Below are 12,127 nucleotides of genomic sequence, written 5' to 3' on the forward strand. Positions count from 1 at the left end.
AGGCATCGGCTGCAGGCCTTGGGAGCCGCGGCTCTGCGGCAGACGCCTGAAGTAGAGCGGATGACGGTGCTGGAAGCTGTCCGAGGAGCCAGTCGGGGTCTTCCAGCGTCTGACGGGCTGGCTGGCACCGGTGAGAAAGCGCCGCCTATGCTGAGTCGTCCATTCCCACTCCGGCCCGCGCCGGCGTCCTCGTGTTCCGTCTACTGGAGACTCGCCATGAACCTGCATCTGTCCGACAAGCTCGCCCTGGTCAGCGGTTCGACCAAGGGCATCGGTTTCGCCATCGCCCAGGGCCTGGCCCGCGAAGGGGCGCGGGTAATCCTCAATGGTCGCAGCCAGGCGTCGGTCGATGATGCGTTGGCGCGCATCCGCGACGGGCAGGCCGATGCCAGGGTCGAAGGCTTCGCCGGTGACCTGTCCGACCCGCAACAGATTGCCGCGCTGGTGGAGCGCTACCCGGCGGTGGACGTGCTGGTGAACAACCTCGGCATCTTCGACCCCAAACCCTTCGAGGAGATTGCCGACGAGGAGTGGCTGCGCTTCCTCGACGTCAACCTGCTGTCCGGTGTGCGCCTGTCCCGTGCCTACCTGCCGGGCATGAAGCAGAAGAACTGGGGGCGGGTGGTGTTCATCAGCAGCGAGAGCGGCATCCAGATTCCCCTGGAGATGATCCACTACGGCGTCACCAAGACTGCCCAGCTCGGCCTGTCCCGCGGGCTGGCCGAATACTGCGCGGGCACCGGGGTGACGGTGAACGCCGTGCTGCCGGGGCCGACCGCGTCCGAGGGCGTGGGTGATTTCGTCGACAAGCTTTCCGGTGGGCAGCCGTTCGAGCAATTCGAGGCGGAGTTCTTCCGCACCGCGCGGCCGGGCTCGCTGCTGCAGCGCTTCGCCCGTCCCGAGGAGATCGCCAACCTGGTGCTCTATGTCTGCTCGGAGCTGTCTTCGGCCACCAACGGCGCAGCGCTGCGGGTGGATGGCGGTCTGGTGCGCACGGCGTTCTGAGTCAGTCAGCGCTGCGGCTTTCGAATTCCAGTCCCAGCGCCAGGTCGCCACAGCCGAGCTGGCCGAGCCACTGTTGTGCTTTCGGGCCGGACAGGTGCGCCTCCAGCTCGGCCTGGCTGGCCCAGCGGGTGAGCACCTGCCAGCGGTCGGCGGCCAGTTCCTGCAACTCGCTGCCCTGACAGCCGGGTTGCTGGCGGACCTGGGTGACCAGTTGATTGAGGTGCTCGCCCAGCGCGGCAGCCTGGCCGGGGAATGCCTGGACGCGAACGATGGCGATGGCGGACGGGGACATGGCGAGGCTCCTTTGTGCTGGGTGGCCATTGGGCGCTGACGCCGGAATCCGGTAAATGCCGGAACCGGCTTTCAAAACCGATGCTGGAAGGTTAAGGGCGCGCCGCTTCTGGCTGAACCGCCAATTCCGGGGAAAACCGCCGGGCCAATCCTGCGGTGGGTGCTATCCATGGGGCGCTGGTGCCCCGGAGATAGGGGAGCACACCTGTAGGAGCGGGCCATGCCCGCGAACCGCGGACAAAGTCCGCGCATCCCGGTATGCGTCGACACCGTGAGCCATGCTCACGGATCGCGGGCATGGCCCGCTCCTACACGAATGCTGTCAGCCGGATGGCACGGAGCGGCCGGAAACCGATCGCGGACTGCGGTCTCGGGAATGCGGGTACGCCGGGATGAGGGTGGCAGAAGGCTAACGAGGCTCAGGCCAACTGCTGCAACAGGTCGCGCACCTTGTCCAGCGCCGGGTCGATGTCCAGCGTGTCGATGGCGCCGAAGCCCAGCAGCAGGCCGTCGCGTACCGGCGCCTGATGATGGAAGGGCGCCAGCCCATAGAGGCCGACCTCGACCTTGCGCGCCAGCTCGCAGAGCAGCGCCACGTTGACCGGCTCACGCAGCAAGGCGGTGAGGTGGAAGCCGGCCACCGAGGGCACCGCTTCCAGCCAGGGCGACAGGTCGCCCGCCAGCCGCGCCAGGATGCGCTCGCGGCGCCCAGCGTAAATGCCGTGGCAGCGGCGGATGTGCTTGAGCAGGTAGCCCTCGCTGATGAACTTGGCCAGCGCCCACTGCGGCAGTGTCGAGCTGTGCCAGTCGGAAATCTGCCGCGCCCGCACCAGCGCCGTGAACAGGCTGGGCGGCGGGATCAGGTAGCCCAGGCGCAGTTCCGGCAGCAGCACCTTGGAGAAGGTACCGATATAGGCCACCACGCCGTGGCGATCGAGGCTTTGCAGCGCGTCGGTGGGCCGTCCTTCGTAGCGGAACTCGCTGTCGTAGTCGTCCTCGATCACCAGCGCGCCCAGTTCCAGCGCTCGTGCGAGCAAGGCCTCGCGGCGTGGCGGGCTCATCGGCATGCTCAGCGGGAACTGGTGCGACGGCGTGGTGTAGATCATCCGCGTACCGTCGGGGATCAGGTCGACGCGGATGCCCTCGGCGTCCACCGGCACGCTGGCCACCTCGGCGCCGAGGGTCTGGAAGATCAGCCTCGCCGGGGTGTAGCCGGGGTCTTCCATGGCGACCTTGTCACCGGGGCGGAGCATGACGCGGGCGAGCAGGTCCAGTGCCTGCTGCGCGCCGTTGCAGACCATCACGTCGTCCAGCTGGCAGTTCACTCCACGGGCATAGGAGATGTGCCGGGCGATGCCGTCGCGCAACGGGGCGATGCCTTCGGGCGAGCTGTAGTGCCCGCGCAGGCCGGTCATCTGGCGCATGGCATGGTTCACGCAGCGCCGCCATTCCTCCTGGGGGAACTGCAACTGGGTGGTGGCGCCGCCGATGAAGTCGGCCTTGGCTGTACCCGCGCCGGGGTGGCGCAGGCGCGTGTCGAGGTTGGCCCAGCGCTCGATGTTGTCCTGGCTGGCGAAGCGCACGCCATCCTGGCGCCGGTCGTGGCGCGGCAGGTGGGTGTTGACGAAGGTACCGCTGCCGATCCTGCCCACCAGCACGCCTTCGTAGGTGAGCTGGGCGTAGGTGTCGGAGATGGTCTTGCGCGAGATGCCCAGCTGCTCGGCCAGCAGCCGGCTGGGCGGCAGGCGGGTGCCGGCGGCAAGGCGGCCGGAGTCGATGGCTTCGCGCAGCTGGCGATAGAGTTGCCCGGCGAGATCCTTCTGGCCGTGGATGATCAGGTGCAGCTCCAAGGACGAACTCCGCAGCTTCTGGGCAGTGGCGCAAGCGTAGCGCCGGCGCGGGGCGTGGTGAAGTTGCGCAGTCGAAATTCCACGGATTGGTCACTTGTGGCCGGCACGGCTCGGCGCACAATGGCACGGTCAACTTCTGGAGTGCCGTCATGGAGCCACGCCTGGATTACTACACCGCCTCGCCGGAAGCGCTGAAGGCGGTGCTGGCGCTGGAAGCCGCGATCTTCGAGCTGTCGCTTGAGAAACCGCTGCTGGAGCTGGTGCGCCTGCGGGTATCGCAGGTGAACAACTGCGCCTTCTGCGCCGACATGCACGCCATGGAAGCGCGCCGCAACGGCGAGACCGAGCGGCGCCTGTTCGCCGTCAGCGTCTGGCGTGAGTCGCCGTTCTTCACCGAGCGTGAGCGGGCGGCGCTGGCCTGGTGCGAGTCGGTGACGCTGCTGTCCGAATCCAAGGTGCCGCTGGAGGTCTTCCAGCTCGCCCGCGAGCAGTTCAGCGAACGGGAGCTGGTGGACCTGACCGTGGCCATCGGCGCGATCAACGTGTGGAACCGCCTGGGCGTGTCCTTCCGCCAGCAGCCGCCGGCATGAGGTTGCACACTTGTAGGGCGAATAACGCGCCAGCGTTATCCGCCGCGCGGTTGCCGGCGGATAACCTGTTCCAGGTTATGCGCCCTACGTGCTGGAACGCCTACGCTCAGGGCGGCCCTCACCCTAACCCTCTCCCAGAGGGAGAGGGGACTGTTCGGCGAAGGATGAAACCTCAGCGTCAGTCGGGCACGGACGGCTCCCTCTCCCTCTGGGAGAGGGTTGGGGTGAGGGGGGACGCGCGCGCGATCTCACCCAGGACAAAGAACGCCCTTAAACCGACCGACCAAGTGCCTCAGTCCTGCGCAGCGGCAAACAGCACAGAGCACCTACCAGCAACGCGCTGGCCGCAGCCCCCAGCGCCGGAATGAAGCTGCCGGTCAACCCGCGCAGGGCGCTGGCCGCCAGCGGCCCGACGATCTGCCCGACGCCATACAGCGCCGTCATCGCCGCGAGCATGTTGAAGCGCACCTGCGAGGCCACCGCGCGGGCCGCCGGCATGGCGATGGTCACCGTGCCCATGAAGCTGCCGCCCACCAGTACCGCGCTGCCTAGGTAAAGGAAGGCGGAGTCGCCCAGCGCCGGCAACATCACGCCTACCGCCTGCACCAGTAGGTTGAGCGCCAATGCACGCCGACCGCCGAGCTTCAGGTGCAAGCGGTGCCAGAGGAAGCACGATGGCGCAGCACCGAGGCCGAACGCGGCCCAGACCTGCAAAGCGTCGATGGCGCCCAGGCCACTCTTCATCAGCAGCGGCAGGTAGGTGGCGGTGATGATGTAGCCGAAGCCGGCCAGCCCGTAGACCAGCAGGATGATCGGCGCGGACAGCTCTGGTGCCGGCCCCGCACTGTTCGCTGCCGGATGCGGCGCTGTCGGCGCATCCCGACCGAGCGCAGGCGCGGCCAGCAGCGACAGCACCAGCCCGGCCAGCGCCAGCACGCACCAGATTGCCGCACTGCCCAGGCCGAAGGCGTTGCCGGCGGCGATCAGTTCCGCCGAGACCAGGATGCCGATCCCCACACCGGCGAACATCATCGGTGCGCCATGGCTTTCGCCCATGCTCTGCAACAGCCACTGCGCGGCGCTGACCAGCGCCATGGCGCTGAGCACGCCGGCCAGCAGGCGCACGCCGATGGCGAACCAGGCTGGGGCGGGAATGGCCATGGCGGCGAGGGTGGCCAGGGTGCCTGCCAAAGCGATCACGCAGATGCGCGCGGCATGTCGCTCGTGGCTGCGCGCCAGCAGCAGGGCGCCGAGCAGGTAGCCGGCGTAGTTGGCCGAGGCAGCCAGGGAGCCGCCGGTGACGCTGAGCATGCCGTCGCGCACCATCAACGGGTACAGCCCGGTGAAGGCGAAGCGACCGAAGCCCATGCCTACGGCCAGGATCAGTGCCGCCGACAACGCGGCGGGCAGGCGGCGAGTGCGGCTCATGGGCGTGCCTCCAGGGTTTCCCGCCAGCGCTGGAAGGCGCCGGTAGCGTAGCCGTCGCGCCAGATCAGCAGGGTGTCCACTTCCATCAGCGGCACCAGCTGCAGGTCCGGCGTTTCCCGTTGCAGCTCCAGCACCGAGCGCGGCAGCACGCCGATGCACGAGCCGGCGTTCACGCAGGCGAGGATGCCGTGGTAGGAGCCCACCTCCTGCACCGCCAGCGGCGTGCCTTTCAACCAGCTTTCCGCCAGTTGACGGTAGGTGCAGCCGCGGGTGAAGCCGACCAGGGTGCGAATCTGCACATCCTCTGGCCGGTGTACCGGCGGATGGTTGCCCGGCAGCACCAGCAGCAGTTCCTCGCGGAATACCGGTTCGGCGCGCAGGCCGCGCTCCAGCTTCGCTTCGAAGCCCGGCTCGGCGCGTAGGATGTCCGGGTGGGCGATCAGGGCGCAGTCCAACTGGCGGTTCAGCACTTCGCCGAGCAGCTTCTGGCTGTGGCCGGTGGTCATGTGCAGTTCCACCTCGGGGTAGGCGCGGTGGAAGCGCGCCAGCGGCTCGGGCAGGCGGCTGGCGGCGGAGGCCTCCATGCTGCCCAGGCGCAGGCTGCCAGTGGCGCTGTGCGGGTGCAGCGACTGTCGCGCCTCGCTGGCCAGGGCCAGCAATTGCTCGGCGTAGCGAAGGAATTCGCGGCCCTGGTCGGTCAGCGTCATGCGCTTGCCGTCGCGAAGGAACAGCGCGGCGCCGAGGTCTTCCTCGAGCTGGCGGATGCGCGTGGTGACGTTCGATTGCACGCGTTGCAGGCGGGCGGCGGCGCGGGTGACGCTCTGTTCCTCGGCCACGCAGCGGAAGATTTCCAGGCTGGAGAGATCCATGATTGATCTTCAGTAGAGAACAAGTTGCCGTTAATATTCTCTTTGTGAGATTGTTGGTCAAGTGCCAATCAGCCAGTCGGCCCTGCCGACCACGAGGACCCCGTCATGCGCATCACCGAACTGCTCGGCATCCAGCACCCCATCATCCAGGCGCCCATGGTCGGCGTGTCCACCCCGGCGCTGGCGGCGGCGGTGGCCAATGCCGGCGGGCTGGGCTCCATCGGCCTGGGCGCGAGCAATGCCAAGCAGGCTCGCGCCCTGCTGGAGCAGACCCGCGCGCTGACCGACAAGCCGCTCAACCTCAATCTGTTCTGCCACCGCCCGGCCGTGGCGGACCCGGCCCGCGAGGCCGCGTGGCTGGACCACCTGCGCCCGCTGTTCGCCGAGTTCGATGCGCAGCCGCCAGCGCAGATCACCGAGATCTACCGCAGCTTCCTGGCCGACCCCGAGATGCTGGAATTCCTCATCGAAGCGCGCCCGGCCGTGGTCAGTTTCCACTTCGGCCTGCCGCCGCAGCAGTGGATCGACCGACTGAAAGCCGCTGGCATCCGCCTGCTGGCCACCGCCACCTGCCTTGCCGAAGGCCGAGCCATCGAGGCGGCGGGCATCGACGCGATCGTTGCGCAAGGCTATGAGGCCGGCGGTCACCGTGGCGTGTTCGAGCCGGAGAAGGACGCGCGCATCGGCACCTTTGCATTGGTCCGTACGCTGGTGAAGGGCACCGGCCTGCCGGTGATCGCGGCGGGTGGGATCATGGACGGGCAGGGCATGCGCGCAGTGTTCGAGCTGGGCGCGCAGGCGGTGCAGATGGGTACGGCCTTCATCTCTGCCGACGAATCCTCGGCCAACGCTGCATTCAAGGCAGCGCTGCGCGGCGAGCGTGGGGAGCGTACCGAGGTGACGGCGGCGATTTCCGGCCGTGCCGCGCGGGGCATGGTCAACCGGCTGTTCACCGACCTGGGCAGTGCGGATGCGCCAGCGCTGCCGGATTACCCGATCACCTACGACGCCGCCAAGGCGCTGACCGCCGCGGCGACCGCCAAGGGCAACACGGACTTCGCCGTGCAATGGGCGGGGCAGGGTGCACCGCTGTCGCGGGAGATGTCGGCGGCGGAGCTGGTTTCGACTCTGATGGCCGAGTTCCACGCCGGTCGAGCGCAGGGCGCATAACCTGGAACAGGTTATCCGCCGGCCCACTCACGGCGGATAACGCTGGCGCGTTATGCGCCCTACAAGAGCATTCGAGTCAGCGGGCGCTGACGGCGGCGACGGCCTTCTCCCGCGGTCGCCACAGTTCGGCCAGCAGCACGCCGGCCAGGGTCAGCGCACCGCCCACCAGGTGGTAGCTGGTCAGCTGTTCGCCCAGCACCACGGCGGCGATGGCGGCGGTCAGTACCGGCAGCAGGTTGAAGAACAGCGCCATGCGGCTCGGCCCCATGCGCTGCACGCCCTGCATCCAGGCCAGCGCGCCGACGATGGAAGCCAGCACCCCGGCATACAGCACCAGCGGCAGGTTGGCGGCGTTCAGGCCGTGGTGCGGCGAGGCCAGGTAAAGCGGTGCCAGCGCGACGATGGCCACCAGCACCTGCAGGTACAGCATCAGCAGCGGCGGCAACGGCAGGTTCCACTTCTTCAGCAGCACGCCATACACGCCGTAGGCGAGGGTGGCGATGATCATCATGCCGTCGCCCAGGTTCACGCCGTGGCTGATCAGTTGCTGCGGGTTGCCCTGGGTGATCACCAGCAGCACGCCACCCAGTGACACCAGTGCGCCCAGCACGGCGGCAGCACTCAGCTTGTGGCGCAGCAGCACCGAGGCCAGGGCGAGGGACATCAGCGGCATCAGCGAGAGAATGATGCCCATGTTGGTCGCCGAGGTGAGCGCGGCGGCGTAGTAGGCCAGGCACTGGTAGACGGCCATGCCGAGCAGGCCGAGGGTGACGAGCTTGCCCAAATTGGCGCGGATCACCGGCCAGTGGGCGAGGGTGGCGCGCAGCAGGAAGGGCGTCAGCAGCGCGCCGGCCAGCACCCAGCGATAGAAGCCGATCTCCGCCGGGGCGATCTGCCCCACGGCGAGCTTGTTGACGACGGTGTTGCCGGACCAGATGACCACGGCCAGCAGGGGGAACAGGTAGTTCATGGGGTTCTTGCAGTACTCAGGGTTGACTTCGGAGTGGGGCTGTTTCCCTCTCCCTAACCCTCTCCCTGAAGGGAGAGGGGACTGATTCGGAGCAGGATTACGCCGCTGTGTCAGCCGGCACGAACGGCTCCCTCTCCCTTCAGGGAGAGGGCTGGGGAGAGGGTGCTCCACCGATGGCACCTATTTTCACTCCGTCCGAAACCAGACGTATAATGAAAACCGGACAATCCACCCCGGCATTCGGACATGACCCGCGTACTGCCGCTCCCGCTTCCCGACATCGACCAGTTGCCCGCCGACCTGTACTTCCGCTACGACGAGTTCGACGCTGGAACTCATTCCCCCAGCCATCGTCACGCCTGGGGCCAGCTCAACTACGCGTCCCACGGGGTGATGGAGCTGGAAGTGGACGGCCAGCGCTTCCTCTCGCCGCCGCAGTACGCCGTGTGGGTACCGCCGGGGCTCGAACACAGCTGCTACAACCGCCAGGCCATCGTCTACCGCTCGCTCTACGTGTCCGCCGAACTGGCGCGCAAGCTGCCGCAGAACCCCTGCACCCTGGCCATCAGCGACATCCTCAAGGCGATCCTCTCCGACTTCGCCGCACGCCAGGTGAACATCCCGCAGAGCGCCGTCGATCAGCGCCTGGCCGAAGTGGTGATCGACCAGCTGCAGGCCGCGCAGCCCCACGACGACTACCTGCCGTACGCCAGTGGCGGTGCGCTCGGCGAAGTGCTGGCCGCGCTGCAGGCCGAGCCCGGCGACAACCGCACCCTCGCGCAATGGGCCGAGCGCGTGCACAGCACCGAGCGCACCCTGGCGCGGGCCTGTCAGCGGGAGTTGGGAATGTCGTTCGGCGAATGGCGTCAGCGCCTGCGGTTTCTCGCCGCCATCGAGGCACTGGCATCGGGGGAAGGGGTACAGCAGATCGCCTTCAACCTGGGCTACAGCAGCCCTTCGGCGTTCATCGCGATGTTCCGGCGGCTGTCGGGCACCACGCCGGAGCAGTATCGCTCGACCTTCCGCGCCCTGGCGGAAGGCTGAGGCCTACAGCTTGCCGTCCTCCAGGCCCTTCAGGGTCTTGCGGCAGTGGATCAGCGCATCACGCACCATGAAGTTGACCAGGGTCGGAGAGACGCCCAGTTCCTCGGCGATTTCCTTCTGCGTGCGGCCGTGCAGGCGATACATCTCGAAGGCGTAGCGAGTGCGCTCGGGCAGCGTCTGCAGGGCGCTGGAGATGGCCTCCAGGGTCTGCCGGTCCTCGTGCTCGATCTCCGGTGACGCGGACGGCGTCGCGATGTGCATGCCTTCTTCCTCGCTACCCGAGTAGCGCTTCTCCAGCGCCTGGCGGCGATAGAGGTCGATGGCCAGGTTGCGCACCACGCGCATCAGATAGCCGCTCTGCGACTGGATGCCGGGAGTGAGGTCGCTCGCATTGAGCTTGATGTACGCATCATGGACCACGTCTTCGGCATGGCTGCGGCAGCCGAGGATGCGTGCGGCCGCATTGATGAAGGTCTGCCGGTGGGTAGCGAACAGCTCGTGGAGAGCGGGGCGCGACTCGGCGGGCATTGGCTTGGACATGCAAGGGTTTCCTATGCGGCGGCGGAGGCGGGGACGTCCACATGGGTTGAGGCGGCCAATCTAGATCAAATGATAATTATTATCAATTTATTCGAGAGACTCCGACTATCGCTCTGCGACAGGGTTCCCACACAAGTGTGAAGATTTTTCATTCGCATCCATTCGTCAGATCTCTAAGCGCTCGGGTGAAGGACAAGCCAGGAAATTTCGCCGGCGCATATCTTATGAGAATTAATCGCATCCGAGAACACTAACTATTTCATCGCCTCCCTCGTCTTCATGGCAGAGCTGGAAAACATCGGTAATGGCCGGTGGCCGGCATCCCATACAGCTGAAGGAGAAGGGCGATGGCGTTCGATCGCGAAGACGCGGTTTACATGGTGCTGGTCAACGGTGAAGAGCAGTACTCGCTGTGGCCGCAGTACAAGGAAGTCCCGGCCGGCTGGCGCGAAGCGGGCAAGCAGGGGAGCAAGGCCGAGTGCCTGGCCTTCGTCGAAGCCAACTGGACCGACATGCGCCCGCTCAGCCTGCGGCAGAAGATGGCCGAGGGGCAGTAACCCATGCTGCGTCTGTTCTGCCTGCCGTACTCCGGCGCCAGCGCTATGGTCTATGCACGCTGGAAGCGCCAGCTGCCGAGCTGGATCGAAGTCTGCCCGGTGGAGCTGCCCGGCCGTGGCCGGCGCTTCGCCGAAAGCCTGCAGACCGACCTGCGCGCCCTGGCCAGCCAGTTGGCCGATGAAATCGCCGCGCGCCTGGACCAGCCCTACGCCATCTTCGGCCACAGCCTCGGTGGCCTGCTGGCCTTCGAACTGGCCCATGCGCTGCGTGAGCGCGGCCTGCCGATGCCGCAGGCGCTGTTCGCCTCGGCGGCCTCCGCGCCGGCGCGCCGCGACAGTCATCGCGAGCTGGCGCAAGAGCAGAGCGACGCCCAACTGATCGAGCGCATGCGCCGCCTGGGCGGAACGCCCGAAGCAGTGTTCGCCGACGAGGAAATGCTGCGCCTGACCCTGCCGGTGATGCGCGCCGACTTCCTCCTCTGCGGCCTCTACGACTACCGCCGCCGCCCGCCGCTGGCTTGCCCGATCCACGTGTTCGGCGGCAAGGCCGACCGGCTTTCGGTGGAGTCCCTGTCCGCGTGGCAGGACGAGACCAGCGCCGGCTTCTCCCTGGAGATGCTCGACGGCGGCCACTTCTTCCTCAATGCCGGCGAGGCGCGCCTGCTCGAGCTGCTGCTCGGCCACCTGCGCCAGCCCGGCCAGTCGACCAGCGCAGCGCTGGCCTGATCGATTCAAGCGGAGACCCAGATGCCCACCTCCACTCTGTTCGACATTGCTCCCCTGGCCGAAGCGCGCGGTGGTCTGCCGCTGCTGGTGCAGGCCCGCGGCGACGGCATCGACCTGCTCGACGCCCTGGCCGAACTGCGCCCGCTGGTGGATGAACGCCTGCCGGTCTGTGCCGGCATGCTCTTCCGTGGCTTCCAGGTCGGCGCGCCGGAGCGCTTCCGCGAGTTCGCCGCCGGCTTCGGCCACCCGCTGCTCAACTACGAGTTCGGCTCCACCCCGCGCAGCAACGTCACCAGCGGCGTGTACACCTCCACCGAATACCCGCCGCATCAGCACATCCCGCTGCACAACGAGCAGGCCTATACCCGCGAGTGGCCGATGAAGATCTGGTTCTACTGCGTGCAGGCCGCGCAGAGCGGTGGCGAGACACCGATCGCCGACAGCCGCGAGATCTATCGCCGGGTCGATGAAGGCATCCGCCGCCGCTTCACCGAGCGCGGACTGATGTACACCCGCAACTTCGGCAACGGCCTGGACGTGGCCTGGGAGCAGGTGTTCAACAGCGACGACCCGGCCGTGGTCGAGGCCTACTGCAAGGCCCACAAGATCGGCTGGGAGTGGAAGGAAGACGGCGAACTGCGTACCCGCCAGGTCTGCCAGGCGGTGGCGCAGCATCCGGTCACCCGAGATTGGGTCTGGTTCAACCAGGCGCACCTGTTCCACGTCTCGAATCTTCCGCCGGAAGTGCGCGAAAGCCTGCTGGAAATCGTCGACGAGGAAGACCTGCCGCGCAACGTCTACTACGGCGACGGCAGCCCCATCGAACCCTCGGTGCTTGACGAAATCCGCGGCGTGCTGGAGGAGGCCAAGGTGAGTTTCCCCTGGACCAGCGGCGACGTCCTGATGCTCGACAACATGCTTGCCGCCCACGCGCGCTCGCCTTTCAGCGGCCCGCGAAAGGTAGTAGTCGCGATGGCGGAAGGGCATGGCGCTGACGCGTAAGCCTCAAGGTTGCACGGATAGCTCCCTCTCCCTCTGGGAGAGGGCGGGGGTGAGGGAAATGGTCGAGCACCGAAGTTGCCGGTAG

At 67.3% G+C, this 12,127-nt stretch carries 13 protein-coding genes; 7 read left to right on the forward strand and 6 right to left on the reverse strand.

Annotated features, from left to right (window positions below; translation table 11 throughout):
• Nucleotides 1-216: 216 nt before the first annotated feature.
• The gene (locus IB273_RS03425; protein WP_081516983.1) at nt 217-1,005 is read left to right on the forward strand and encodes an SDR family NAD(P)-dependent oxidoreductase; all 789 of its coding nucleotides are present in this window, start codon (nt 217-219) and stop codon (nt 1,003-1,005) included.
• 1 nt (nt 1,006) lies between these two features.
• Here IB273_RS03425 and IB273_RS03430 read toward each other — a convergent pair whose 3' ends face one another.
• Both IB273_RS03430 and IB273_RS03435 read right to left on the reverse strand, forming a co-directional pair.
• Nucleotides 1,007-1,297: a putative quinol monooxygenase gene (locus tag IB273_RS03430; protein ID WP_151186868.1), complete on the reverse strand. Its 291-nt coding sequence runs from the start codon at nt 1,295-1,297 to the stop codon at nt 1,007-1,009.
• A gap of 418 nt (nt 1,298-1,715) precedes the next feature.
• Nucleotides 1,716-3,146: a PLP-dependent aminotransferase family protein gene (locus IB273_RS03435; RefSeq protein ID WP_192223243.1), complete on the reverse strand. Its 1,431-nt coding sequence runs from the start codon at nt 3,144-3,146 to the stop codon at nt 1,716-1,718.
• A 149-nt stretch (nt 3,147-3,295) separates the two neighbouring features.
• Here IB273_RS03435 and IB273_RS03440 point away from each other — a divergent pair, with 149 nt between their 5' ends.
• On the forward strand, nt 3,296-3,736 hold the full coding sequence (locus IB273_RS03440) for a carboxymuconolactone decarboxylase family protein (RefSeq protein ID WP_081516986.1): 441 nt from the start codon (nt 3,296-3,298) through the stop codon (nt 3,734-3,736).
• A gap of 270 nt (nt 3,737-4,006) precedes the next feature.
• Here IB273_RS03440 and IB273_RS03445 read toward each other — a convergent pair whose 3' ends face one another.
• Together IB273_RS03445 and IB273_RS03450 are read right to left on the reverse strand one after the other, a co-directional pair.
• Nucleotides 4,007-5,164, reverse strand: coding sequence for a YbfB/YjiJ family MFS transporter (locus IB273_RS03445; RefSeq protein WP_192223244.1), 1,158 nt, complete (start codon nt 5,162-5,164; stop codon nt 4,007-4,009).
• Nucleotides 5,161-6,033: a LysR family transcriptional regulator gene (locus IB273_RS03450; RefSeq protein WP_192223245.1), complete on the reverse strand. Its 873-nt coding sequence runs from the start codon at nt 6,031-6,033 to the stop codon at nt 5,161-5,163. The genes IB273_RS03445 and IB273_RS03450 overlap by 4 nt, the downstream gene beginning before the upstream one ends.
• 105 nt (nt 6,034-6,138) lie before the next feature.
• Here IB273_RS03450 and IB273_RS03455 point away from each other — a divergent pair, with 105 nt between their 5' ends.
• Nucleotides 6,139-7,203, forward strand: coding sequence for an NAD(P)H-dependent flavin oxidoreductase (locus IB273_RS03455; RefSeq protein WP_192211108.1), 1,065 nt, complete (start codon nt 6,139-6,141; stop codon nt 7,201-7,203).
• Nucleotides 7,204-7,279: 76 nt separating this feature from the next.
• Here IB273_RS03455 and IB273_RS03460 read toward each other — a convergent pair whose 3' ends face one another.
• Entirely contained in the window at nt 7,280-8,173 is an 894-nt protein-coding gene (locus IB273_RS03460; protein WP_192223246.1) for a DMT family transporter, read from the reverse strand.
• A 246-nt stretch (nt 8,174-8,419) separates the two neighbouring features.
• On the opposite strand from IB273_RS03460, the gene IB273_RS03465 reads away from it, so the two are divergent.
• Nucleotides 8,420-9,217: an AraC family transcriptional regulator gene (locus IB273_RS03465; protein ID WP_192223247.1), complete on the forward strand. Its 798-nt coding sequence runs from the start codon at nt 8,420-8,422 to the stop codon at nt 9,215-9,217.
• A 3-nt stretch (nt 9,218-9,220) separates the two neighbouring features.
• On the opposite strand, the gene IB273_RS03470 is transcribed toward IB273_RS03465, so the two are convergent.
• Nucleotides 9,221-9,757, reverse strand: a complete 537-nt coding sequence (locus IB273_RS03470) for an RNA polymerase factor sigma-70 (protein WP_138214347.1) — start codon at nt 9,755-9,757, stop codon at nt 9,221-9,223.
• Nucleotides 9,758-10,104: 347 nt separating this feature from the next.
• Here IB273_RS03470 and IB273_RS03475 point away from each other — a divergent pair, with 347 nt between their 5' ends.
• From IB273_RS03475 to IB273_RS03485, 3 genes are read left to right on the forward strand one after another with little or no spacing between them, the layout of a single operon-like run.
• Nucleotides 10,105-10,314 carry an MbtH family protein gene (locus IB273_RS03475; protein WP_151186874.1) on the forward strand — a complete coding sequence of 70 codons (210 nt, stop codon included), beginning with the start codon at nt 10,105-10,107 and terminating at the stop codon, nt 10,312-10,314.
• Nucleotides 10,315-10,317: 3 nt separating this feature from the next.
• A complete protein-coding gene (locus IB273_RS03480) occupies nt 10,318-11,040 on the forward strand; it encodes a thioesterase II family protein (protein WP_192223248.1) in 723 nt (240 codons plus the stop codon).
• A 21-nt stretch (nt 11,041-11,061) separates the two neighbouring features.
• Nucleotides 11,062-12,042, forward strand: a complete 981-nt coding sequence (locus IB273_RS03485; RefSeq protein WP_151186876.1) for a TauD/TfdA family dioxygenase — start codon at nt 11,062-11,064, stop codon at nt 12,040-12,042.
• Nucleotides 12,043-12,127: the final 85 nt, after the last annotated feature.

The sequence above is a fragment of the Pseudomonas sp. PDM19 genome (assembly GCF_014852215.1).
Classification (GTDB): domain Bacteria; phylum Pseudomonadota; class Gammaproteobacteria; order Pseudomonadales; family Pseudomonadaceae; genus Pseudomonas.